Source organism: Paraburkholderia sp. MM5477-R1 (assembly GCF_050436385.1).
Classification (GTDB): domain Bacteria; phylum Pseudomonadota; class Gammaproteobacteria; order Burkholderiales; family Burkholderiaceae; genus Paraburkholderia; species Paraburkholderia tuberum.
In genome coordinates this window covers 1,265,023-1,284,470 of sequence record NZ_JBNDMC010000006.1, presented here as the reverse complement: position 1 = coordinate 1,284,470, position 19,448 = coordinate 1,265,023, and the positions used below count along the sequence as shown (strand labels likewise).

Below are 19,448 nucleotides of genomic sequence, written 5' to 3'. Positions count from 1 at the left end.
GCGTCGCGCCGGAGCCAAACCGGTGCGGCAAACTCGCGCGTGCCGGCTGGCATCGAATGCAGGCCACGAATATGGACATCGCGCAATGGCTCCAGCGTCTCGGACTCGAGCAGTACGCGCTCGCATTCGCGGCGAACGATATCGACGCAAGAAGTGACGCATATGCATATCATCCTCATCGCACCGACCGGTTTGTTCCGCGAGGGCGTTGCACACCTGGTCCGCGACTTCGAAGAGTGTATCGAGGTGACATGTGCGGACTATCGGATCACCGCTTTCGAAGACTGGACCCGCGCAGACCTGCTGATACTGGATGGCGACCATCAAAACGAAGCACTCGATGTGCTGAACGCATTGCGGCGCGTCTTCCCGCATTTGCCAGCGCTCGCATTGCTGAGCGAGATCGGTCAGCAGACTATCGACTCCTTCATGGCTGCCGGTGTGGCGCGCTGCCTGAGCAAGTCGCAGTCCGCGCAAGCGTTGTGCGACGCGCTACAGGTGGTGCTGGCTGGCGCGGCATACCTGCCGGCAACGTTCTCTGCAATAGAGCACACGCAAGCTTCGCGTGGCGCAACCACGGATTCGCGCGTGGTTCCCGACCCTGCGATGAACAACCGCATGCTGACGCCACGCCAGATCGAAGTACTGGCCCTCGCGGCGCGCGGCGAGTCGAACAAGTCGATCGCGAGGCAACTCAATATCGCGGAAGGGACAGTAAAAGTGCATCTCTATACGGTGTATAAAGCGCTCAAGGTCGAGAGTCGCAGGCAGGCCAGCATCGCGGCCGCGCGGCTCGATCAGGTCGGCGATGCACAGCTTCATCAGGCGCTCGATGCGCAGCTCGCCATCAAGCGGCTCCTCTCTGACTTGCCTCCCCGTCGCTTCAAACGCGGAGACGTGCTGTTTCGCAAGGATGCGCCAAGCGACGCGCTCTACTATGTGTTGCGCGGGACGGTCAGCCTTCAGGAGATCGGAGTCGATATTGGCGCTGGCACGATCCTCGGAGAGATCGGACTTTTCTCGCCGGACCATCGCCGCACCTGGACGGCCTGTTGCAAGAGTGAATGCGAGTTGCTGACGGTTTCCGCGGCCGATGCAATGCGGATGTACTATCAGGATCCCGAGTTTGCGACTTACCTGATCCATCTGGTCACGCGCAGACTGGAGGCCGACAAACTACGCTCGAAGCAGGACAATGCGCGACGCTCCCTTGATTGATTTTCACGCGGCCGACCCTGTCCGCCAGCCAGCCTGCGACGACGATGAAAACGCCAGAAAAGAGGGCGGTGATGCTGACGGCGATGTCACTGAGGCCGTCGTCGATTTGCAGATCCGCCCACATGGACTGCAGCACGTTCAAGGTCGTCTGGGCGAACAGCCAGAACGTGACGACGGCGAGCACGATGCCGGCAATCAGCTTCTCCCCGCGGTTGTACTCGGAGAGAATCGACGGTTCGTCGAAAGACGCCATTTTGGTTTTCCCTCCTTTCTCCGGAGCCGCAGTTTGCCCGCTCCAGGCAGGCTCACTTGCCACTACCTTTGAAGAGTTCCTGCAACCGCGCTGCCTCGCCGTTCTGCTGCGAGTGCACGAGGTCTTGATAGACTTCGGCGCGGGTCTTTCCGTCACCCACGCTATGTCCGCTGGACATCGAGCTTCCCGAAGGGTCGGGGCCTTCCGAATTCATCGCGTCAGGCTGTGCTGCGGTCGTTGGATTTGCAGTGATGTTTTGCGCGCTGGCGTGCCAGGCGCACGCGCACAATAGCCCACCGGCGACGAGTAACACTGTTTTCATAGGAGTCTCCGTCAAAAAAGAATGTGGACGCAACGCGCCGTCGCGACGTGTAGAGGCGAGCGCCGGCGCTGCCCCTTGCAGGGGCTACCGGCCGCACTTGCTTGCAAGCTGGAAAAACATCGGAAACTGTGCAGCGAGCTCGTGTGTGCGGCAGGTCGGAGCCAGTATGATTTCCGAGCCTCGCTGCCGCTATATCACTTTGGTAATAGGCGGCAATGGAGAAACTGGCGCCGCGGTGCGCGAGTGTGTCGCAACTGCTCTCATCAAAGCCAGTCGAACGCCGCTGCCGCCCTACGCCAGCCTTGGCAACTCGACCCGGCAGCTGCTTTGCGGTACGAAATACGCTGTCGGGCGGTCCGGAGGTTCCACCTCCATCGGCCGTGATGTCGGCGATGCATCCATAGTCACCCGACGGCCGCCCCTAGGCGCCCGCTGAAGGACCGGCGATTGCCGGTGTGAAAGCCTCTCCCGCGATCACCGTTCTGCCGTTGCGATTACCGTCGTGCTCGAGGCCCACGCGATCGGATCGTGTTCTCGCGGTATGTGGTCACGTATGCGATGCCTACGGCTGGGTTGATCGGGAAGTCGTCCGACTGTCGGCCGCCGGTGATGTTGCACGCGCAAACCTGGCGATACGGCGGGCAGTTGCACCCCGGAAGCAGTCATTGAAGTTGCGCCAATCCGAACGGCCGCTCCGGGTGGCAAGATGACGGTCCAAAAAAACGCGCAGACGTGCCATGAAACGCGAGGTTCGCCGCGAGATTGCGGTGCGCGTCCTTACGCGAACACTGCGCGGTGCTGCGCCGAAGCCGGCGCGAGCTGTGCACCACCGTTAGCGTCAGCGTCGCCCACCTGAAACGCCGCGGCCGCGCGTTGCAGACTCATCGCCTGCTCCTTCAGCGACTGTGCCGCGGCCGCCGCCTGCTCGACGAGCGCCGCGTTCTGCTGCGTCATGCTGTCCATCTGCGTGACCGCGAGATTCACCTGGTCGATGCCAGCGCTCTGTTCCGCCGCGGCCGCAGCGATTTCCTGCACGACACCGGTCACACGCATGATCGCGTCGCGCGCTTCGTCAATCGTCGAGCCGGTGTTTTCGACCAGCGTTGCACCACTGCCGACGCTGCCCACCGCATGACTGATCAGCTCGCGAATTTCCTTCGCCGCGGTCGCGCTACGCTGCGCGAGGCTGCGCACCTCGCTCGCGACGACTGCGAAGCCGCGGCCTTGCTCGCCCGCGCGTGCTGCCTCAACCGCAGCATTCAGCGCGAGGATGTTGGTCTGGAATGCGATGCCCTCGATCGTCGCGATGATCTCGACCATGCGACCCGATTCGTTCGAGATCCCCTTCATCGCCGCGACGGCCTGCGTGACCATGTCGCCGCCGCGGTTCGCGATTTTCGCGGCGCCGGCCGCAAGCTCGCTGGCAGTGCGCGCGTTGTCTGCAGTCTGGCGGACCATCGCCGTCATCTGCTCCATGCTCGACGCCGTTTCCTGCAACGACGCCGCCTGGCTCTCGGTGCGCGACGACAGGTCCGCGTTGCCGTTCGCGATCTCGTTCGCGCCGCACGCGACGTTGTCGGACGCATGCTTGATCTGGCAGATGGTACCCGTCAGCGCGTCGCGCATCCGCTGCATTACGTGTAGGAGGCTCGACGTGTCGCCGTTGCGCGTGCGGATCGCCACCGTCAGGTCGCCCGATGCGATCGCGTCCGCCACGTTCACCGCATAGGCCGGATCGCCGCCGACCATGCGCGCGATGCTGCGGTTCGTCACCGCGACGAGCGTCACGAGGACCGCGGCCACGGCCACGAAGATCGCGCCGATCAGCCACAACGACGCCATGAACGCAGCGTCGATGTCGTCAACATAGGCGCCGGTTGCGATGATCCAATCCCACGGCGCATAGCGCACCACGTAGCCGATCTTGCCGACCGCCTGTGTCGACGCCGCGCCTGAATGCGGGAACACGTAGTCGACGAAGCCGCCGTCCGGCGCCTGTGCGGTCGACGCGAACGTCACGTAATGGTGACGGCCGTCGGCATCGGCGCTGCCCGCGAGATCCTTGCTTTCGAGTGCCGGCTTGATCGGATGCATCACCATCTGCGGCTTCGAATTGATGACGAGGAAGTAGCCGTCTTCGCCGTAGCGGACGCCGCGCAGGCGTTCGAGCGCCTGCTTGCGGGCATCCGCCTCCGGCAACGCGCCGCTTTGCGCCAGCGCCGCATACTCCGTCACGATGCTGAGTCCGACGTGCGCGATGTTCGTGAGGTCGTGCTTACGTTCTTCGATGCGCGTCTCGCGCGACTGCCACGCCGCCGATACGGAGACAGCGAGCAACGCGACGAGGCTGATGATCAACGGCAGCCAAAGCTTCTGCGTAAAACTGAGCTTGTGCATCCTGAGTCCTCGTGCAAATGAATGGAAACCGCGCAGGGCTGCCGTGCGAAGTGGCATGTGTATGGGCGCGCTGTGTGGCGCCGGCGGACTGTCCGGCGGCCATCCAGGTGGTTCCTGCTCGAGTTATCGGCGGATACGAGCGAAAGTTTCATCCCGTGAAACCCTCGGTTACCACCTTGCCAAGGCGTATCGGAGGGCCCTTGTGCGTCGGCTCCCACGGAGCGTCATCAGGCACCAGCCGGCCACTTTGAGACACTCGACGCCGCCGCTTAAACTGTTGTCAATCATTCCTCCTGAGGCGAAGAAAATGACAACTGAGATCGAACTCTTGAGGCCTACGACTGCGTTGCTGGCAAGCTACGTTTCGGCCCTTGAGGCGGGATGGTCACCTGACAATGTTCGTAAGGAGGTCGCTGCGCGCGAACAGTTGAATGCTATCGAGTTGAACGCAGAGGCATTCGTCGACGGGCTGGATGATCCGACCGCATCAGGCGGCCCGATTCCTTTGCCCGATGGCTCGACCGTTGCCCGTCTTCCAAGCATCATCCGATGGATTTGGGACGGCGATGTTAGCGGTGCGATCGGATTTCGTTGGCAGGCTGCATCTGCCGAATTGCCGCCGTATGTGCTCGGACATATCGGCTTCTCAGTCGTGCCGTGGAAGCGAGGCAACGGCTACGCCAAGCAGGCGCTCAATTTGATGCTTGGCGAAGCGAGGCTGCAAGGCTTGCCCTACGTGGAACTAACGGTTGATCCTGAAAATATAGCCTCACAGCGGGTGATCGCAGCATGCAGTGGTGTCCTGACTGACCGGTTCAAAAAGACCGCCGCCTATGGATTCGCGGAAACTCTTCGTTATCGCATTGAGCTAGACGACTGAGACACGTGTCGGACCCTGTTCGGCCAACTCTGGAGATTGATCCATCTCTGTTGGATCGGCGACAATTCAAGCCCTGCACACGCCTATACGATGGAGCATCATGAGTGGCATTCAGCTAAGCCGAGTGATCCGTGCCGACGCCGCCGATTTGATCGCCGCAAACTCAGCAAGTCAGGACTATCACCTGCCTTGGGTCACATCCTTTACCGATCAAACGGGCTTCGATAACTGGTTTTCAGGTGGTCTCACCGGGTCGAACGTCGGCCTCATTGCGCGTGAAGTGGCATCGATTCAAATTGTCGGTGTGGTGAACATTAACGAAATAGTAATGGGCGCTTTTCGCAGCGCCTATCTCGGGTATTACGGAATGTCGAACTTCGCCCGGGCAGGGTTGATGACGGACGCGGTACGGGCAGCTGTGATCTATGCTTTCAGCGAACTTGGATTGCATCGGGTGGAGGCAAATATTCAACCAGGGAATATCGCGTCGATCGCACTTGTGCGGCGGTTGGGTTTTAAACAGGAAGGCTTTTCTCCTCGCTATCTCCGCGTAAATGGCGAATGGCGCGACCACGAGCGATGGGCGTTGCTGGCCGATATGCCCGGTTAGACACAGCCGCCACTCAAAAAAATAATGTGCTCACGCAGAAATTGTTTTTGTGCCAATATTAACAGCATGGAACTTCGTAACGTCCCGAGCAAGGCTCACCACCATCATCACGGTCGCTATCCGCTGCGCCGTGGGTCGTTACGTCCATAGCAAGGAATTCGACCTCACGGTCCATTCCATGTGCAAACGACCAAGGCGCTTAAGGCGCCTTTTTTTATTTCCCCCACCATCAAGAGCTGAAGATGACCGACTCGATAAGCTATCGCCGCGCAACCGTGGACGACATTTTGAAAATTTGCGAGTTGGGTCAAATCTTGAACGCGATCCACCATCAGGCACGTCCTGACGTCTATGCAAACGCCACTGAAGAGTTCGCTCGAGACAAGCCGCACTGGCTATCAAGCCTTCAGGGAGAAGATCGAGCCATGTTTCTCGCCGAGCATGGCAGCACGGCGGTCGGCTTTATCACCGTTCAAGTGATGCAGCCGACAAGTCCACTGTTGCAACCGTTGACCGTTGGCCGCATTGGCTCAGTCGCTGTTTTGGAACGACTGCGGGGACGCGGCGTCGGGAGCACGCTGATGAAACTTGCTGAAGAGTGGGCACGAAAAAACGGTGCCAACGACATGAGGCTGACCGTTTGGGCGTTTAATGAACAGGCGGTCGATTTGTATCAGGAACTTGGCTACGAGCTTCGTGCGTTCGAGATGGGAAAGCAACTGCCTATTGCTGGGAATATGCCAGTCGCATGAGGCGATGCTCGGCCACGAACGGTCAGTCTATATTCGTGCATAGATCGTGGACAATTAATTGTTCACGTGAAACTTTTGAAACCTCTATTATCTGTTGCGCCTTTCCGAAAACGTTCTTGGAGCATTCAATGCGGATTAGAACCACCTATTTGAAAGTGTCGGACATGGAACGCGGTTCTGCTTTCTGGGAAAACCTGTTGGAACGCGCGCCGAACCGCAGGTCGGATAAGTGGACCGAATTCTCGCTCGGTGAAGTCCGCTTCGGGTTGCTGCTAAATGATTTTGGCGATGAGTTCGTCGGGAGCGGATGCGTTCCTGTGTTCGAATTTGACGTATCCGCCTTGCATATATTTCTGGATCGCGCCAAGGCTTTTGGGGCAACAGTCGCTCTCGACGGGCTAAACAATGAAGCCATGAAGAGCATTGTGTTGGTTAGCCCTGATGGCCACGAGTTCGAACTTTGCGAGATAAAGTCAGAACTGGTGTACGGGGGGATTGAGGCGGGAGATTGAAGGCGGTGGAGGTTTCAGCTGAGAATCTGATTGTCGAAGTCGGAAACCAGCAACCAACAAACCATCCACCATGAGCAAGTTTACGGAAAAAGAAGTCGTCGGTCTATCGGCAACCGGTCTGGGTCTGGACGAACTGGTCCGGCAGGGAGCGCGGCAGGTGATCCAGCAGGCAATCGAAGCAGAGCTGTCGGCGCTCCTGGAGCGGTTCGAGAACGTCAAGACCTTGCACGGACAGCGTGCCGTGGTGCGCAATGGCTATCTGCCGGAGCGCGAAGTGCTGACGGCGGCCGGCCCCATTGCGGTGAAGGTCCCGAAGGTTCGCGATCGATCAGGATCAGGTGTGAAGTTCAATTCATCGATTGTGCCGCCGTACGTGAGGAAGTCGCCGCGCGTGAGTGCCGCGCTGCCGTGGCTGTATCTGAAGGGCATCTCGACGGGCGATATGAGCGAGGCGCTGAGCGTGCTGCTGGGAGATGACGCCAAAGGCTTGTCGGCCAATGTGGTGAGTCGGCTGAAAGCGCAATGGGCCGACGAGCACGCCAGCTGGAGTCGACGGGACCTATCAAAGTCGCGCTACGTGTATTGGTGGGTTGACGGCATTCACACCGGGCTGCGAAGCGAGAACTCTGACGGCCAGTGCCTGCTCGTGATCATCGGAGTGAGGCCCGATGGACGCAAGGAGCGTGTGGCAATCGGCGACGGGTATCGCGAGTCGAAGGCGTCCTGGCAGGAGCTGCTACTGGAGCTGAAGGCGCGCGGCTTGCAGGCCGGTCCGCTGCTGGCAGTCGGCGATGGGGCGATGGGCTTCTGGGCTGCGCTGGAAGAAGTGTTTCCTGCGACACGCGGCCAGCGCTGCTGGTTCCACAAGATGGGCAACGTGCTCAACGCGCTGCCGAAGTCGCAACAGGGACGCGCGAAGGCAGACCTGCAGGCGATCTGGATGGCCGCTACGCGTGCGGACGCGTACGCTGCGTTCGAGCGGCGAGTCATCCTTCTGGAAATACCGCTTGATCACCCACGGACCGCGCGTGTGCAGTTCGCCGAACGCGACGTCCCACCGACGACCGGCGGCATTGGCCGATGACGCGACCTCCATCCCAGCGATTTCAATCCTCTCCCCTCAATCTTTATCGGCCTCCGGTGCAGTCTGCAGCGACGTACGGTATGGCTGTTGAGACTGGAATCGGCGCTGGAACGCAGCTGGGTAGCCAAGTGGGTAGCCGCACTGCTAGCTCTGCGATACCAGCCTTAACTGGCAAGCCTTACAAGATTCCCCCGAGATCAACGGCACGTTCTACGGTTTGCAGAAACCGGCCAGCTATGAGAAGTGGTATCAGGAGACGCCCGACGATTTCGTGTTCTCGCTAAAGGCGCCGCGTTACGCGACCAACCGCAAGGTGCTCGCCGAAGCCGGCGACACGATCGAGCGATTCTTCGCAAGCGGCGTGCTGCTGCTCAAGCAGAAGCTCGGGCCCATCAACTGGCAGTTCGCGCCGACCAAAAAATTCGACGTCGACGATTTCGAGGCCTTTCTGAAGCTGCTGCCCGCGAGCATCGAAGGACAAAAGCTGCGGCACGCGGTCGAGGTTCGTCACGATTCGTTCAGGACACCGGAACTCATCGCGCTGGCGCGCAAGTACAAGGTCGCGGTCGTGCTCGCGGCCGACAGCGAGTATCCGCAGATCGCCGACATCACCGCGCCGTTCGTCTACGCGCGCATCATGGGCACGAGCGAAAAGCAAGCCAAAGGCTATTCGACGAAAGCGCTCGACGCATGGGCCGAACGCGCGCGCCAGCTCGCCGCGGGCACCACGCCCGACGATCTCGAGACCTGCGCGGAGCCGCCCGCGAAAGCCGCCACGCGCGACGTCTATCTATATGTGATCAGCGGCTTCAAGGAGCGCAATCCGGCCGCCGCGATGGCGTTGCTCAAGAAGCTCTGAATCCGCCGCGCCGCCTGCCCGCCGGTCCACCTGCCATGAGGCCGGCGCGGGTGTCATAATCGCGCCAGCGCATCCGTGCGCGGTCGCGTCGGCTTCGCGTCAAGCCCGACGCAAGACCTTGCGTCAAACCTCGCCCGAGGCACGCAGTAACCCAACCCGCACGGTCCACGTCAAACCCACGCGGCGCCCGCACGCCCTCATCGCGGCGGCGCTCGCATAATCAGGCGGCAAGGCCGCCTCATCAACCGATTGCGGAGAACATCTTGAGCGCCCTCGACAATCCCCTGCACGATCAGGAAGTCGGCTCGGCCGACGCCACCCAGGACACCACGCGCATCGACGACGTGCGCATCGGCGCGGTCCGTCCGCTGATTTCCCCCGCGCTGCTGCAGGACGAACTGCCAGTGCCGCCCGCGGTGCAGTCGCTGGTCGAGACGACTCGCGTCGAAATCGCCGACATTCTGCACAGCCGCGACGACCGGCTCGTGCTGATCGTCGGACCCTGTTCGATTCACGACCACGACCAGGCGATCGAATACGCGCGCAAGCTGAAGGCCGCCGCCGATCATTACCGGGACGATCTGCTGATCGTGATGCGCGTGTACTTCGAGAAACCGCGCACGACGGTGGGCTGGAAAGGCTACATCAACGATCCGCGTCTGGACGGCAGCTTCCGCATCAACGAAGGCCTGCGTCTCGCCCGGCAATTGCTGCTCGACATCAACGGTCTGGGCCTGCCCACGGCGACCGAGTTTCTCGACCTGTTGAGCCCGCAATACATCGCCGATCTGATCGCGTGGGGTGCGATCGGCGCGCGCACGACCGAGAGCCAGAGTCATCGTCAGCTCGCGTCGGGACTGAGCTGCCCGATCGGCTTCAAGAACGGCACCGACGGCGGCGTGCAGATCGCCGCCGACGCGATCGTCGCGGCGCGTGCGAGCCACGCGTTCATGGGCATGACGAAAATGGGCATGGCCGCGATCTTCGAAACGCGCGGCAACGACGACGCGCACGTGATCCTGCGCGGCGGCAAGAAAGGGCCGAACTACGACAGCGCGTCGGTGCAGGCGACCTGTGAAGCGCTGGGTTCAGCGGGTCTCCGCGAGCAGGTGATGATCGACTGCTCGCATGCGAACTCGAACAAATCGCACTTGCGGCAGATCGAGGTCGCGGACGATATCGCGCGGCAACTGTCGGAGCGCGAGCGCCGCATCATCGGTGTGATGCTCGAAAGTCATCTGGAAGAAGGCCGTCAGGATCTGAAGGCCGGTGTGCCGTTGCGTTACGGCGTGTCGATCACGGATGCCTGCGTGAGCTGGGCGCAGACCGAACCGGTGCTCGCCACGCTCGCCGAGGCAACCCGCAAGCGTCGCGCGGGCTGACAGGGCAACGCACGGACCGCCCGATCGCGATGGCCGCGGCGGGTCCGCTTTAGACTCGATCGAAGCCGGTCGAGCCCACGAACGCCTGGCTCAAGGAGCCAGACACACGCGCCGCACCAGCTGCCGGCGAATCGCCTGGCCGGGTTGGGCAGCGCGTGATCCTCACGCCCGACGCATCACTCACGCGCGCCTCACAGCGGGGCTGCGGCGCGCATCGCGAATGCTCCGGCGTGAAGCGCGTTGCTTACGACGCGTTGACGGCTTCCTTGAACGCCTTGCCTGCGGTGAACTTCACCGTCTTGGCCGCGGCGATCTGGATCTCTTCGCCCGTCGACGGATTGCGCCCCACGCGTGCCGCGCGCGCGCCGGTCGAGAACGAACCGAAACCGACCAGTTGCACCGTATCGCCGCTCACCACGGCCTTGGTCACTGCCTCGACGATCGCGTCGATGGTCTGGCCGGTTGCCGCTTTGCTTTCGCCCGTCGCTGCGGCGACTGCATCAATCAGTTCCTGTTTGTTCATAGCACTTCCCGTATGGTAATCATGGAACCGGCGCCCTCTGAGGCGCCGGGACCGACACACTAACGCATAGGCGCACCTTCGCGCAAACCCTTGGTGTAAGGCTTGTATCAAGGCGGAGGCGCCGTTTTGACGTTTTTGCGCCCCAAACTGCCATAAGAATCGCGAGCTTATGCGCGCGCGCCGCCTCATGAGCATTCGCCGCGCATCACAATCCGTTGCAATTTCAGTACTTTAGGTCGCGTTACGCGATCCCGCACCGGCTTCCCGATGACGATAGCCCTTTTCCCGATGCGCGGGCGCACCATTTGCGACACATGTCACAAGTTAACTATCGGCAAGACATAAAGAAGTGAGAATTCGCCACTTTGCAACATGCGCGCTGCTCGCCGCGTTGTCGTCGGCGGCGGCCGCGGCCGACGACAACGCGTGCGCGACCCTCGTCGGTGCGACGAACTCCAGCGCCGCGCAGAGCTTTTCGCTACGCGACGGCGAACCGGTCGACTTCGTTGGCGGCGGAAAAACCGTGCACGGCAAGCTGCTCGTGTTCAGCGACGGCGACGTGTTTCGCGCGTACTGGCAGCCGGATGACAGCCCGGAAAAATACGTGCTCGCGAATGCTGGCGCCGACGCGGTCCGGCTCGTCGCGGCCGCGCCGCGTGGCACGCCCGCGCCGGCCGGCCAGCCCGGCACCGCCATGCGGCCGCAGCGGGTGCTGTCGTGCCCCACGCTTTGAGCATGCGCGAAGGCCGCCTTTTGCTCGAGTCTCGCGATCGGCATCCGGCACAAACGTCTGGTTCCAGCGCCGCCAACACGCGCCGCCAGGTAGTACTTACCGCCCGACTATCCGTAAGCGCGCAGCCGGTTTCACGGACCCTTGACTGCGATGCTCCGTTACCCCTTTGAGCGCTCAAGTTAATCAGCCTCGCGCCGATATAAACAGCTGCGTTTAGCGCGCAAACGTTAAAGGGATGGCGATGGCTTGGCTTGCGAGATTGAAGAAGGTACTGTCGGTCGCCGAGGGTGACCGGGAGCTGATGCGTGCGCAGTTGCACGCGTTCCGCCGCCAGGTGCCGCTTCTCTACTTCATCCTGCTCGTCAACACGGCGGCGGTGGCGGCGACGCATCTGGACAGCGCGCCGGCCTGGCTGTCGATGTATGTGCCCGGCACGCTCGGCGCGCTGTGTGTGTTTCGCTGCGTGCGCTGGTGGCGCAAACGCAACCATAAGATGACGGACGCTCAGGCGGTCCGCGAATTGCGCAGCGTGACCTGGATCGTCGGCGTGTTCGGCGTCGCGTTCAGCGGCTGGTCGGTGCTGCTGTTTCCGTACGGCACCGCCTACCAGCAAGGGCAGGTCGCGTTCTATATGGCGACGACGCTGGTCGGCAGCATGTTCTGCCTGATCCATCTGCGCAAGCCCGCGCTTCTGCTGCTTTGCATCGTCATCCTGAGTTTCTCCGGCTTCCTCGTGTCGAGCGGCTCGCCGGTGTTCTTCGCGATGGCCGTCGACATGGCGCTGGTCGGCGTCGCGCTCGCGGCGGTCATCCAGCTTTACTGGCGCACGTTTGCAGACGCGGTGCACGCGCAACGCGAACTGCAGGCAAGCCAGCACAACACCCAACGGCTCAGCGACGACAACTACCGGCTCGCCAGCATCGACAGTCTGACCGGCCTGCCGAACCGGCGCAGTTTCTTCGCGGCGCTGAGCGCGATATCGGAGCAGGCGCTCGAAACCGGTGGCGGCTTCAACGTCGGCCTCATCGATCTGGACGGCTTCAAGCAGGTCAACGACATTTACGGTCACGCGAGCGGCGACCTCGTGCTGCAGGAAGTCGGCACACGGCTCGTGTCGATCGGCGAAACGGGCCTGATGTTCGCGCGTCTGGGCGGCGATGAATTCGGCGTGCTCGTGCGCCACAAGGTGTCGAACGAAGCGCTGGTCGAGTTGGGGCAGCGTATCTGCGATGCGCTCAGCCAGCCTTATCAAGTCGCCGACAATGTCGCGGAGCTGTCGGGCACGATCGGCTGGGCCGCGTTTCCCGACGCGGGCTCGACGGTCGCGCAGGTGTTCGAACGTGCCGACGCCGCGCTCTATGTCGGCAAGGAAAACCGCCGCGGCATGCCGGTGATTTTCTCGACCGAACACGAAACGCAGATGCGGCGTCTAAGCCTCGTCACGCAGGAGCTGCGCCATGCGGACCTCGAAGCGGAGCTGTTCCTCGAGTTCCAGCCGATCTACGATCTGCTCACGCGCCGGCCGATCGGCCTCGAAGCGCTCGGTCGATGGCACAACGCGCGGCTCGGCATGGTCAGGCCGGAGGAATTCATTCGGATTGCAGAGCGGACCGAGCTGATCCTCGGCATCACCGACGTGCTGCTGCGCCAGGCGCTCGCCGAGGTCGCGCACTGGCCCGCCGATCTGTATCTGTCATTCAACCTGTCCGCGATCGATATCTCGACGTCGGCGCGCGCGCGCCGCCTGATCGACATCGTCGCGGCAAGCGGCGTGTCGCCGCATCGCGTGACGTTCGAAATGACCGAAACCGCGTTGACGCGCGATTTCGAGCAGGCGCACAGCGCGATGACGATGCTGAAGCAGGCCGGCTGCCGGCTGTCGCTCGACGATTTCGGCACCGGCTATTCGAGCCTCAGCTACGTGCATCGGCTGCCATTCGACGCGATCAAGATCGACCGCAGCTTCGTGAGCGACGTCGATACCAACAGCGCCTCGAAGAAGATCATCAAATCCGTGATCGACCTATGCCGCAACCTCGGGCTCGAATGCGTGGTCGAAGGACTCGAAACACCGTTGCAGGCCCAGGTCGTGAAGGCGCTCGGCGCGCGCGCGGTGCAGGGCTATCTGTTCAGCCTGCCGATGCGGGCGAGCGCGGTCGGCACGTTTCTGTGGACCGCGCTCGCCCAGAGCCACGCGGCGCAGACGCATTCGTAGCGCTCGATCGCTCCATGGCAGCGCCGCTCAATACGCCAGCTTCGGATACCAGTCGGTGCCACGGCCGCCCGGCGTCATGTCGAGGATCGTCCACAACGGCATCGGATCGGGCGCGCCGCGCGGATCCTGTCCGGGGTCCGACGTCGACGGCCCCATCTCCTCGGCCCAGAAGTGCCGCACGACGCCGCCCGTGCGCGTGAATACGTTCAGCGCGGGAAGGTCGTCGCCGGCGGGATCTTCGGCCGCGTAATCGCGATTGAACGTGTTGCCGCCCGACGAATACAGCCGCAGATGCCGCCAGCCGCGCTCCTGCTTGAACGCGACGAGCCTGTCGATCGGCGAGCGGCCGATCACCGCGAACGCGACGCGCTGCAGGATATCGGGCATTTCGCCGTCCCACGCGCTCAGTAGCGACGTGCACATCGGGCACGGCCGCGCGCGTTGCGGTCCGAACATCCAGTTGTAGGTCACGAGCGTGTCGTGCGCGCCGAACATCTGCGATAGCGTGACCGGGCCCGCTTCGCCGTCGAAGCGGTAATCCTCCGGCACGACGCCGCCCGCCGGCAGCGCGCGACGCTGCGCGGCGACTCGCTCGATCTGGCGGCGCAGCTCGATCTCCTCGGCGAGCAACGCGTTGCGCGCGCGTCGATATTCGGGGCTCTCGCCGGGAAAGCGCGAGGGCAAGTCGGCCAGTTCGCGGGCCGGTTTCAGCGTATGCATCGAAGTGTTTGCGTCGTTCATCAGTCATCTCCTTGTGAGAAATCGTCAGAAAAACGGACGGAAAACGAGCGGGCCTCGTCGCTTTGCCGCCCTTCCTGTAGGGACGACGAACGAGGCCGCGGAAAATCGACAGGCCTCGCCATGATTTTGCAGCGGGGGCTTTTTGCGGCGATTTTGCCGGCGGTTTGACCATCCGCTCGCCAGCCGCCGGCGCAAGGTATGCTTGCGCCAAACAGCAAGCTCGTTACACCCGCCAACACCACCCGGCACACGCGCCACGCACGACGCGGCGCCTTGGGGAACGCACATGCCGCTTCGTCTGCCACCCCTGCCTGCGCTTCGCTGTTTCGAAGCGGCCGGCCGGCATCAAAGTTTCAAGCTCGCCGCCGCCGAGCTGAACGTCACGCCGAGCGCGATCAGTCATGGCATCGTCGGACTCGAGGGAGCGCTCGGCGTCGAACTGTTCGTGCGCGAGCCGCGCGGCATCTCGCTAACGGCGATTGGCGCAGATTATCTGTCGTACGTCTCGGAGGCGTTTTCGCTGATCGCGATCGGCACGCAACGTCTGCCCAATCATCGCGCGGATCGGCCGGTCGCGCTCAGCTGCGCGCCGACCTTCGCGTCGCGCTGGCTGCTGCCGCGCCTCGCCGGTTTTCGCGCGCGCTGGCCGCATGTCGTCGTGAGCGTGGACACCTCGCGTCGCCAGGTCGGCTTTCCGGTCGACGGCTTCGACTTTGCGATCCGCATGAGTCGCGCGCCCGGCTCGTTTCTCGGCGCGTGGCTCGGTGGCCTCGTGTTCGATCTGACGAGCTCGTACTCACTGCTATGGGTAGCGACGGTCGCGGCGGGATTGATCGCGGCACTGCTGCATTTCCCGATCGACGACACCGTGGTGATGACGCCCGCGCGGCGTTCATCTCGCCCCGCGCAGGCGTGATGCGAATTGCCGATAGAGATGCTGAAGCGATTCCAGTCGAGGCTACTTTTTCGGTGCATCCGCCGCGGCTTTCGGCACACGCCCCATCAGATAGAACTCGTCGTTCGGACGCATCGAGATCACGTTGGCCATCCGGTTCGACAGCCCGAAAAACGCGGTGATTGCCGCGATGTCCCAGATGTCTTCATCGGTGAAGCCGTGGCCGCGCAGTGTCTGGAAGTCTTCTTCGTCGACCGTGCCCGACGCGCGGCACACCTTCAGCGCGAAATCGAGCATCGCCTTCTGGCGGTTCGTGATGTCGGCCTTGCGGTGATTGACCGCGACCTGATCGGCGAGCAGCGGCGCTTTTTCGTAGATGCGCAGAATCGCGCCGTGGGCGACCACGCAGTAAAGACAATCGTTGACCGCGCTCGTCGCGACCACGATCATCTCCCGCTCGCCTTTCGTTAGACCGCCCTCTTTCAGCATCAACGCATCGTGATAAGCGAAGAACGCGCGGAATTCGTCGGGCCGATGCGCGAGCGTCAGAAACACGTTCGGCACGAAACCCGCTTTCTCCTGCACTTCGAGAATGCGGGCACTGATGTCTTCGGGCCACTCGCTCGGCTCGGGCACCGGGTAGCGGCTGATGGGCTGAAGCGTGGCCATGTGCGGTCTCCGTGATCTCTGTCGGGGTATGCCGACCATTGTAGCAACGCGATTTCGCGCTCGCCCGCGCTTCAATAGGTCCGCCCGAACACGTCCGACATTGCCGCCCGTATCGTCTAGACTTTCAGTTCGGCATGCGTGAAGCCGCCCGGCACGGCGGTGACGAAAGGAGCGACCATGTCAAACGTTACGCACGACGCGCGGGCCCCGGTGGTCAAGGTGCGGCCCGAACGGGAAATGGCGACGATGCAGCGGCTGCCCTATTTCGTCGGCATTTCGGCGGGCACCGCGGGCAGCACCGGGCTGTCGATGTACATGGTCGTGGTCCCGCCTGGCGGCCATGCGGAGCCGCACTTTCACGCCGACTACGAGACGGCGATCTATATCCTCGAAGGCAAGATCGAGACGCGCTACGGCCCGGGTTTGCGCGAGTCGGTTATCACCGAGCCGGGCGACTTCCTGTTCATTGCGCCGGGCGTGCCGCATCAGGCGTTCAATCTCGACGCGAACGCCGCGGCGCGCGCGATCGTCGCGCGCAATCACGCGGACGAGCATGAGCGCGTGGTGCCCTATGATCCGTCCGAGGATGCGTGAGCCAACGGGCCTCTTCCCGGACCGCCTCGCCTGAAGCGAGGCAAATCATGCTTCTCAACCCGGTTTGATCCACTTGCCGCGCGGCGCATGCAGGCCGCGCCGCGTCGTGCGCCGCGCCCATTCGTCGGTCGCGCGCGATTTCGTCGGCGTTCTTTCACAACGCCGACTCGCCACCTGTGCTTAAATCCGTCTTTCGCGTCGACGCGCGGTGATCTTCGCGGCGGTTCTGGTGTATCGCTGGCTGCGCCGCTTGCAGTTTCGTCGCTGGCTCGCGCATACGCGCATTACGCCCGATCAGCTCGACGCGATGATGAAGTCGAACGAACCGCCGCTGATTCTCGACGCGCGCCCGAGCACCGTGCGCGAAAAGGAATCGCACCGCATTGCCGGCGCCCGGCCGCTCGATCTCGAGTCGCCCGATCCGATTCATCCGGAATACCTGAAGCGGCCGATCGTCGTCTATTGCGTGTGTCCCAACGAAGCGACCGCGAAGCGCATCGTCAGGCAATTGCATCGGAAGAACATTCATCATGTGCGCGCGCTGAAGGGCGGTCTCGATGCGTGGGAAAAGCGCGGCTATCCGGTCGAGCCACTGCCGACCGACTTCAATAGGGCGATGGCACACATGCTCGAAGACAAGGGCAACGAAGGCGAATACACGGTGCGCGCACGTCTCGCGGAGTGAATGAACAGTAGACGAAACACGCGGCATCACGCTCGATGCCACTTTGCCAAAATCTAAAAATAAATTGACGGCATTTTTAGCTCGTATATCCTAGCTATTGGTAGATCGCGTGGGCGGCGCGGCGAATTGAGCTACTACCGTCCAGTACCGTTTCTTCTCGATCAACCCGTGTCCTGTTTCTTCAATATCCGCTGTGGATTCGAAACGGGCCGTTCAATACCCTCAACTACGCCAGTCGAGTGTCATCGTGAGAGTCCGAGGCCCTTTGGTGAATTGGAATCGCAGTCAGGCGCGTTGTACTTGCGCTGACGGCGCCAGCGCCGACGGCAGCAACGGCAGCCTTGCGTTTCGCCGCTTTCTGTCCGTCATCACAGTCCTGTCGCGTCGTTCCGTTCGACGCCGCAACGTCCTCTCCGCGCGCGCGTTCATCGCGGTGCGCACAGACGAAGTCGCTTCGCTGCTGCCGTAGCGCCTTTCCTCTTTCATCTCTTTTCGCTGCTCGATTCGTCCGTTTGCGCGCGTTTTCGCGAGCTGGCTGCTTGCGTCCGCGCGGCACTGACTGATCACCGCGCATCGCGACGGATTCAATCGAGCCGCTTCTAATCGGTAAGCGCTGCGCGTTATTGCGCGGATTCGCTTTGGCGTCGACTCGCCTTCGCGTTTTCCCACCTCGCCGCGCGATATTTCGCGCCTTCGGCGACGCGTGTCGCCCGCGCATGAATACACGAAACCCTGCACACATGACCCAGGTCGCGGACCAAAACAGAGAGAACAATCATGCATGACATCGACGAATTTCTGAAAAAGCATCACGTCACCGAAATCGAAGCAATTATTCCGGACATGTCCGGCATCGCGCGCGGCAAGATCATTCCGCGCAGCAAGTTCGAATCGGGCGAATCGATGCGTCTGCCGCAGGCGGTGATGATCCAGACCGTCACCGGCGACTATCCGCAAAGCGATTCGCTGACCGGCGTCACCGATCCCGACATGGTGTGCGTACCCGACGCGAGCACGATCCGGATGATTCCGTGGGCAGTCGACCCGACCGCGCAGGTGATTCACGATTGCGTGCATTTCGACGGCACCCCGGTCGAAATCTCGCCGCGCTGTGTGTTGCGGCGCGTGCTCGATCTATATAAGGCGCGCGGCTGGAAACCGGTGATCGCGCCGGAGCTCGAGTTCTATCTGGTCGACATGAACCGCGATCCCGATCTGCCGTTGCAACCGCCGGTCGGACGTACGGGTCGCGCGGAAACCGGACGCCAGGCGTATTCGATCGAAGCGGTCAACGAATTCGACCCTTTGTTCGAAGACATCTACGAGTACTGCGACGTGCAGGAACTCGAAGTCGATACGCTGATACACGAAGTCGGCGCCGCGCAGATGGAAATCAACTTCATGCACGGCGATCCGCTCAAGCTCGCGGACAGTGTGTTTCTCTTCAAGCGCACCGTGCGCGAAGCGGCGTTGCGTCACAAGATGTACGCGACTTTCATGGCGAAGCCGATGGAAGGTGAGCCGGGCTCGGCGATGCACATGCATCAAAGCCTCGTCGATATGGAAACCGGCCGCAACCTCTTCACCGCCGCCGACGGCGAGCCGACCTCGCTGTTCACCGGCTATATCGCCGGCTTGCAGAAATACACGCCGGCGCTGATGCCGATCTTCGCGCCGTACATCAATTCGTACCGGCGTCTGTCGCGTTTCATGGCCGCGCCGATCAATGTCGCGTGGGGTTATGACAATCGCACGGTCGGCTTCCGGGTTCCGCATTCCGCGCCGGTCGCGCGCCGCATCGAGAACCGGATTCCGGGTGTCGATTGCAATCCGTATCTGGCGATTGCCGCGACCTTGGCGGCGGGTTATCTGGGCATTACGCAGCGGCTCGCCGCAACCGAACCGCTGGCGAGCGACGGCTATGCCCTGCCCTATCAATTACCGCGCAATCTCGAAGAAGGCTTGACGTCGATGAGCGCGTGCGAGCCGATTGCCGAAGTACTCGGCGAGCAGTTCGTCCGCGCGTATCTCGCGTTGAAAGAGACCGAATACGAAGCGTTTTTCCGCGTGATCAGTTCGTGGGAACGCCGGCACTTGCTGCTGCACGTTTGAGTGCTGCGGGCC

General features: G+C 62.2%; 17 protein-coding genes and 4 pseudogenes. 15 read left to right on the top strand and 6 right to left on the bottom strand.

Annotated elements, in window-relative coordinates:
• Positions 1-162 precede the first annotated feature (162 nt).
• Entirely contained in the window at positions 163-1,218 is a 1,056-nt protein-coding gene (locus OKW35_RS24300; RefSeq protein ID WP_429553325.1) for a LuxR C-terminal-related transcriptional regulator, read from the top strand.
• Here the strand turns inward: OKW35_RS24300 and OKW35_RS24295 are convergent.
• From OKW35_RS24295 to OKW35_RS24285, 3 genes are all read right to left on the bottom strand, one after another.
• Entirely contained in the window at positions 1,151-1,534 is a 384-nt protein-coding gene (locus tag OKW35_RS24295; protein ID WP_429553324.1) for a hypothetical protein, read from the bottom strand. The genes OKW35_RS24300 and OKW35_RS24295 overlap by 68 nt on opposite strands.
• Positions 1,524-1,793 carry a hypothetical protein gene (locus tag OKW35_RS24290; RefSeq protein ID WP_429553323.1) on the bottom strand — a complete coding sequence of 90 codons (270 nt, stop codon included), beginning with the start codon at positions 1,791-1,793 and terminating at the stop codon, positions 1,524-1,526. The genes OKW35_RS24295 and OKW35_RS24290 overlap by 11 nt, the downstream gene beginning before the upstream one ends.
• Positions 1,794-2,570: 777 nt before the next feature.
• On the bottom strand, positions 2,571-4,190 hold the full coding sequence (locus OKW35_RS24285) for a methyl-accepting chemotaxis protein (RefSeq protein ID WP_429553322.1): 1,620 nt from the start codon (positions 4,188-4,190) through the stop codon (positions 2,571-2,573).
• Positions 4,191-4,497: 307 nt separating this feature from the next.
• On the opposite strand from OKW35_RS24285, the gene OKW35_RS24280 reads away from it, so the two are divergent.
• From OKW35_RS24280 to OKW35_RS24250, 7 genes and pseudogenes are all read left to right on the top strand, one after another.
• Complete coding sequence (locus OKW35_RS24280) at positions 4,498-5,070, top strand: GNAT family N-acetyltransferase (protein ID WP_429333614.1); 573 nt, start codon at positions 4,498-4,500, stop codon at positions 5,068-5,070.
• 100 nt (positions 5,071-5,170) lie between these two features.
• Entirely contained in the window at positions 5,171-5,680 is a 510-nt protein-coding gene (locus tag OKW35_RS24275; RefSeq protein ID WP_184072607.1) for a GNAT family N-acetyltransferase, read from the top strand.
• Positions 5,681-5,922: 242 nt separating this feature from the next.
• A complete protein-coding gene (locus OKW35_RS24270) occupies positions 5,923-6,432 on the top strand; it encodes a GNAT family N-acetyltransferase (RefSeq protein ID WP_429553321.1) in 510 nt (169 codons plus the stop codon).
• Positions 6,433-6,560: 128 nt separating this feature from the next.
• A complete protein-coding gene (locus OKW35_RS24265) occupies positions 6,561-6,944 on the top strand; it encodes a VOC family protein (protein ID WP_429553320.1) in 384 nt (127 codons plus the stop codon).
• A gap of 70 nt (positions 6,945-7,014) precedes the next feature.
• Positions 7,015-7,932 (top strand): annotated as a pseudogene (locus OKW35_RS24260) (IS256 family transposase); the annotation flags it as partial.
• A gap of 283 nt (positions 7,933-8,215) precedes the next feature.
• Positions 8,216-8,887, top strand: a pseudogene (locus OKW35_RS24255) (DUF72 domain-containing protein); the annotation flags it as partial.
• Positions 8,888-9,150: 263 nt separating this feature from the next.
• On the top strand, positions 9,151-10,269 hold the full coding sequence (locus tag OKW35_RS24250) for a 3-deoxy-7-phosphoheptulonate synthase (protein ID WP_429553319.1): 1,119 nt from the start codon (positions 9,151-9,153) through the stop codon (positions 10,267-10,269).
• Positions 10,270-10,513: 244 nt separating this feature from the next.
• Here the strand turns inward: OKW35_RS24250 and OKW35_RS24245 are convergent, their stop codons facing one another.
• Positions 10,514-10,792: an HU family DNA-binding protein gene (locus tag OKW35_RS24245; RefSeq protein ID WP_013092091.1), complete on the bottom strand. Its 279-nt coding sequence runs from the start codon at positions 10,790-10,792 to the stop codon at positions 10,514-10,516.
• A gap of 349 nt (positions 10,793-11,141) precedes the next feature.
• Here OKW35_RS24245 and OKW35_RS24240 point away from each other — a divergent pair, with 349 nt between their 5' ends.
• Positions 11,142-11,525 (top strand): hypothetical protein, encoded by a 384-nt coding sequence (locus OKW35_RS24240; protein ID WP_429402904.1) that lies wholly within the window; start codon positions 11,142-11,144, stop codon positions 11,523-11,525.
• A gap of 241 nt (positions 11,526-11,766) precedes the next feature.
• Complete coding sequence (locus OKW35_RS24235) at positions 11,767-13,740, top strand: putative bifunctional diguanylate cyclase/phosphodiesterase (protein WP_429553318.1); 1,974 nt, start codon at positions 11,767-11,769, stop codon at positions 13,738-13,740.
• Positions 13,741-13,767: 27 nt separating this feature from the next.
• Here OKW35_RS24235 and OKW35_RS24230 read toward each other — a convergent pair whose 3' ends face one another.
• The gene (locus OKW35_RS24230; protein ID WP_184012431.1) at positions 13,768-14,481 is read right to left on the bottom strand and encodes a DUF899 family protein; all 714 of its coding nucleotides are present in this window, start codon (positions 14,479-14,481) and stop codon (positions 13,768-13,770) included.
• A gap of 286 nt (positions 14,482-14,767) precedes the next feature.
• Between OKW35_RS24230 and OKW35_RS24225 the strand changes: the two are divergent.
• Positions 14,768-15,220, top strand: a pseudogene (locus OKW35_RS24225) (LysR family transcriptional regulator); the annotation flags it as partial.
• Between the two features lie 219 nt (positions 15,221-15,439).
• Here the strand turns inward: OKW35_RS24225 and OKW35_RS24220 are convergent.
• On the bottom strand, positions 15,440-16,045 hold the full coding sequence (locus OKW35_RS24220) for a peroxidase-related enzyme (protein WP_184064685.1): 606 nt from the start codon (positions 16,043-16,045) through the stop codon (positions 15,440-15,442).
• A 177-nt stretch (positions 16,046-16,222) separates the two neighbouring features.
• Here OKW35_RS24220 and OKW35_RS24215 point away from each other — a divergent pair, with 177 nt between their 5' ends.
• The 4 genes and pseudogenes from OKW35_RS24215 (at position 16,223) to OKW35_RS24200 (ending at position 19,436) form a co-directional block, all read left to right on the top strand.
• Complete coding sequence (locus OKW35_RS24215) at positions 16,223-16,639, top strand: cupin domain-containing protein (RefSeq protein WP_429553317.1); 417 nt, start codon at positions 16,223-16,225, stop codon at positions 16,637-16,639.
• Between the two features lie 205 nt (positions 16,640-16,844).
• A pseudogene (locus OKW35_RS24210) lies at positions 16,845-17,324 on the top strand (rhodanese-like domain-containing protein); the annotation flags it as partial.
• Positions 17,325-17,571: 247 nt separating this feature from the next.
• On the top strand, positions 17,572-17,793 hold the full coding sequence (locus OKW35_RS24205) for a hypothetical protein (protein ID WP_026226309.1): 222 nt from the start codon (positions 17,572-17,574) through the stop codon (positions 17,791-17,793).
• Between the two features lie 308 nt (positions 17,794-18,101).
• Positions 18,102-19,436 (top strand): glutamine synthetase family protein, encoded by a 1,335-nt coding sequence (locus tag OKW35_RS24200; protein ID WP_429553316.1) that lies wholly within the window; start codon positions 18,102-18,104, stop codon positions 19,434-19,436.
• Positions 19,437-19,448 lie beyond the last annotated feature (12 nt).

What these genes read in the sequence shown, in the direction of transcription:
- OKW35_RS24300 (WP_429553325.1), top strand. Translation starts at nt 163, where the DNA reads ATGCATATCATCCTCATCGCACCGACCGGTTTGTTCCGCGAGGGCGTT.
- OKW35_RS24290 (WP_429553323.1), bottom strand. Translation starts at nt 1,793, where the DNA reads ATGAAAACAGTGTTACTCGTCGCCGGTGGGCTATTGTGCGCGTGCGCC.
- OKW35_RS24285 (WP_429553322.1), bottom strand. Translation starts at nt 4,190, where the DNA reads ATGCACAAGCTCAGTTTTACGCAGAAGCTTTGGCTGCCGTTGATCATC.
- OKW35_RS24280 (WP_429333614.1), top strand. Translation starts at nt 4,498, where the DNA reads ATGACAACTGAGATCGAACTCTTGAGGCCTACGACTGCGTTGCTGGCA.
- OKW35_RS24275 (WP_184072607.1), top strand. Translation starts at nt 5,171, where the DNA reads ATGAGTGGCATTCAGCTAAGCCGAGTGATCCGTGCCGACGCCGCCGAT.
- OKW35_RS24270 (WP_429553321.1), top strand. Translation starts at nt 5,923, where the DNA reads ATGACCGACTCGATAAGCTATCGCCGCGCAACCGTGGACGACATTTTG.
- OKW35_RS24265 (WP_429553320.1), top strand. Translation starts at nt 6,561, where the DNA reads ATGCGGATTAGAACCACCTATTTGAAAGTGTCGGACATGGAACGCGGT.
- OKW35_RS24245 (WP_013092091.1), bottom strand. Translation starts at nt 10,792, where the DNA reads ATGAACAAACAGGAACTGATTGATGCAGTCGCCGCAGCGACGGGCGAA.
- OKW35_RS24235 (WP_429553318.1), top strand. Translation starts at nt 11,767, where the DNA reads ATGGCTTGGCTTGCGAGATTGAAGAAGGTACTGTCGGTCGCCGAGGGT.
- OKW35_RS24230 (WP_184012431.1), bottom strand. Translation starts at nt 14,481, where the DNA reads ATGAACGACGCAAACACTTCGATGCATACGCTGAAACCGGCCCGCGAA.
- OKW35_RS24220 (WP_184064685.1), bottom strand. Translation starts at nt 16,045, where the DNA reads ATGGCCACGCTTCAGCCCATCAGCCGCTACCCGGTGCCCGAGCCGAGC.
- OKW35_RS24215 (WP_429553317.1), top strand. Translation starts at nt 16,223, where the DNA reads ATGTCAAACGTTACGCACGACGCGCGGGCCCCGGTGGTCAAGGTGCGG.
- OKW35_RS24200 (WP_429553316.1), top strand. Translation starts at nt 18,102, where the DNA reads ATGCATGACATCGACGAATTTCTGAAAAAGCATCACGTCACCGAAATC.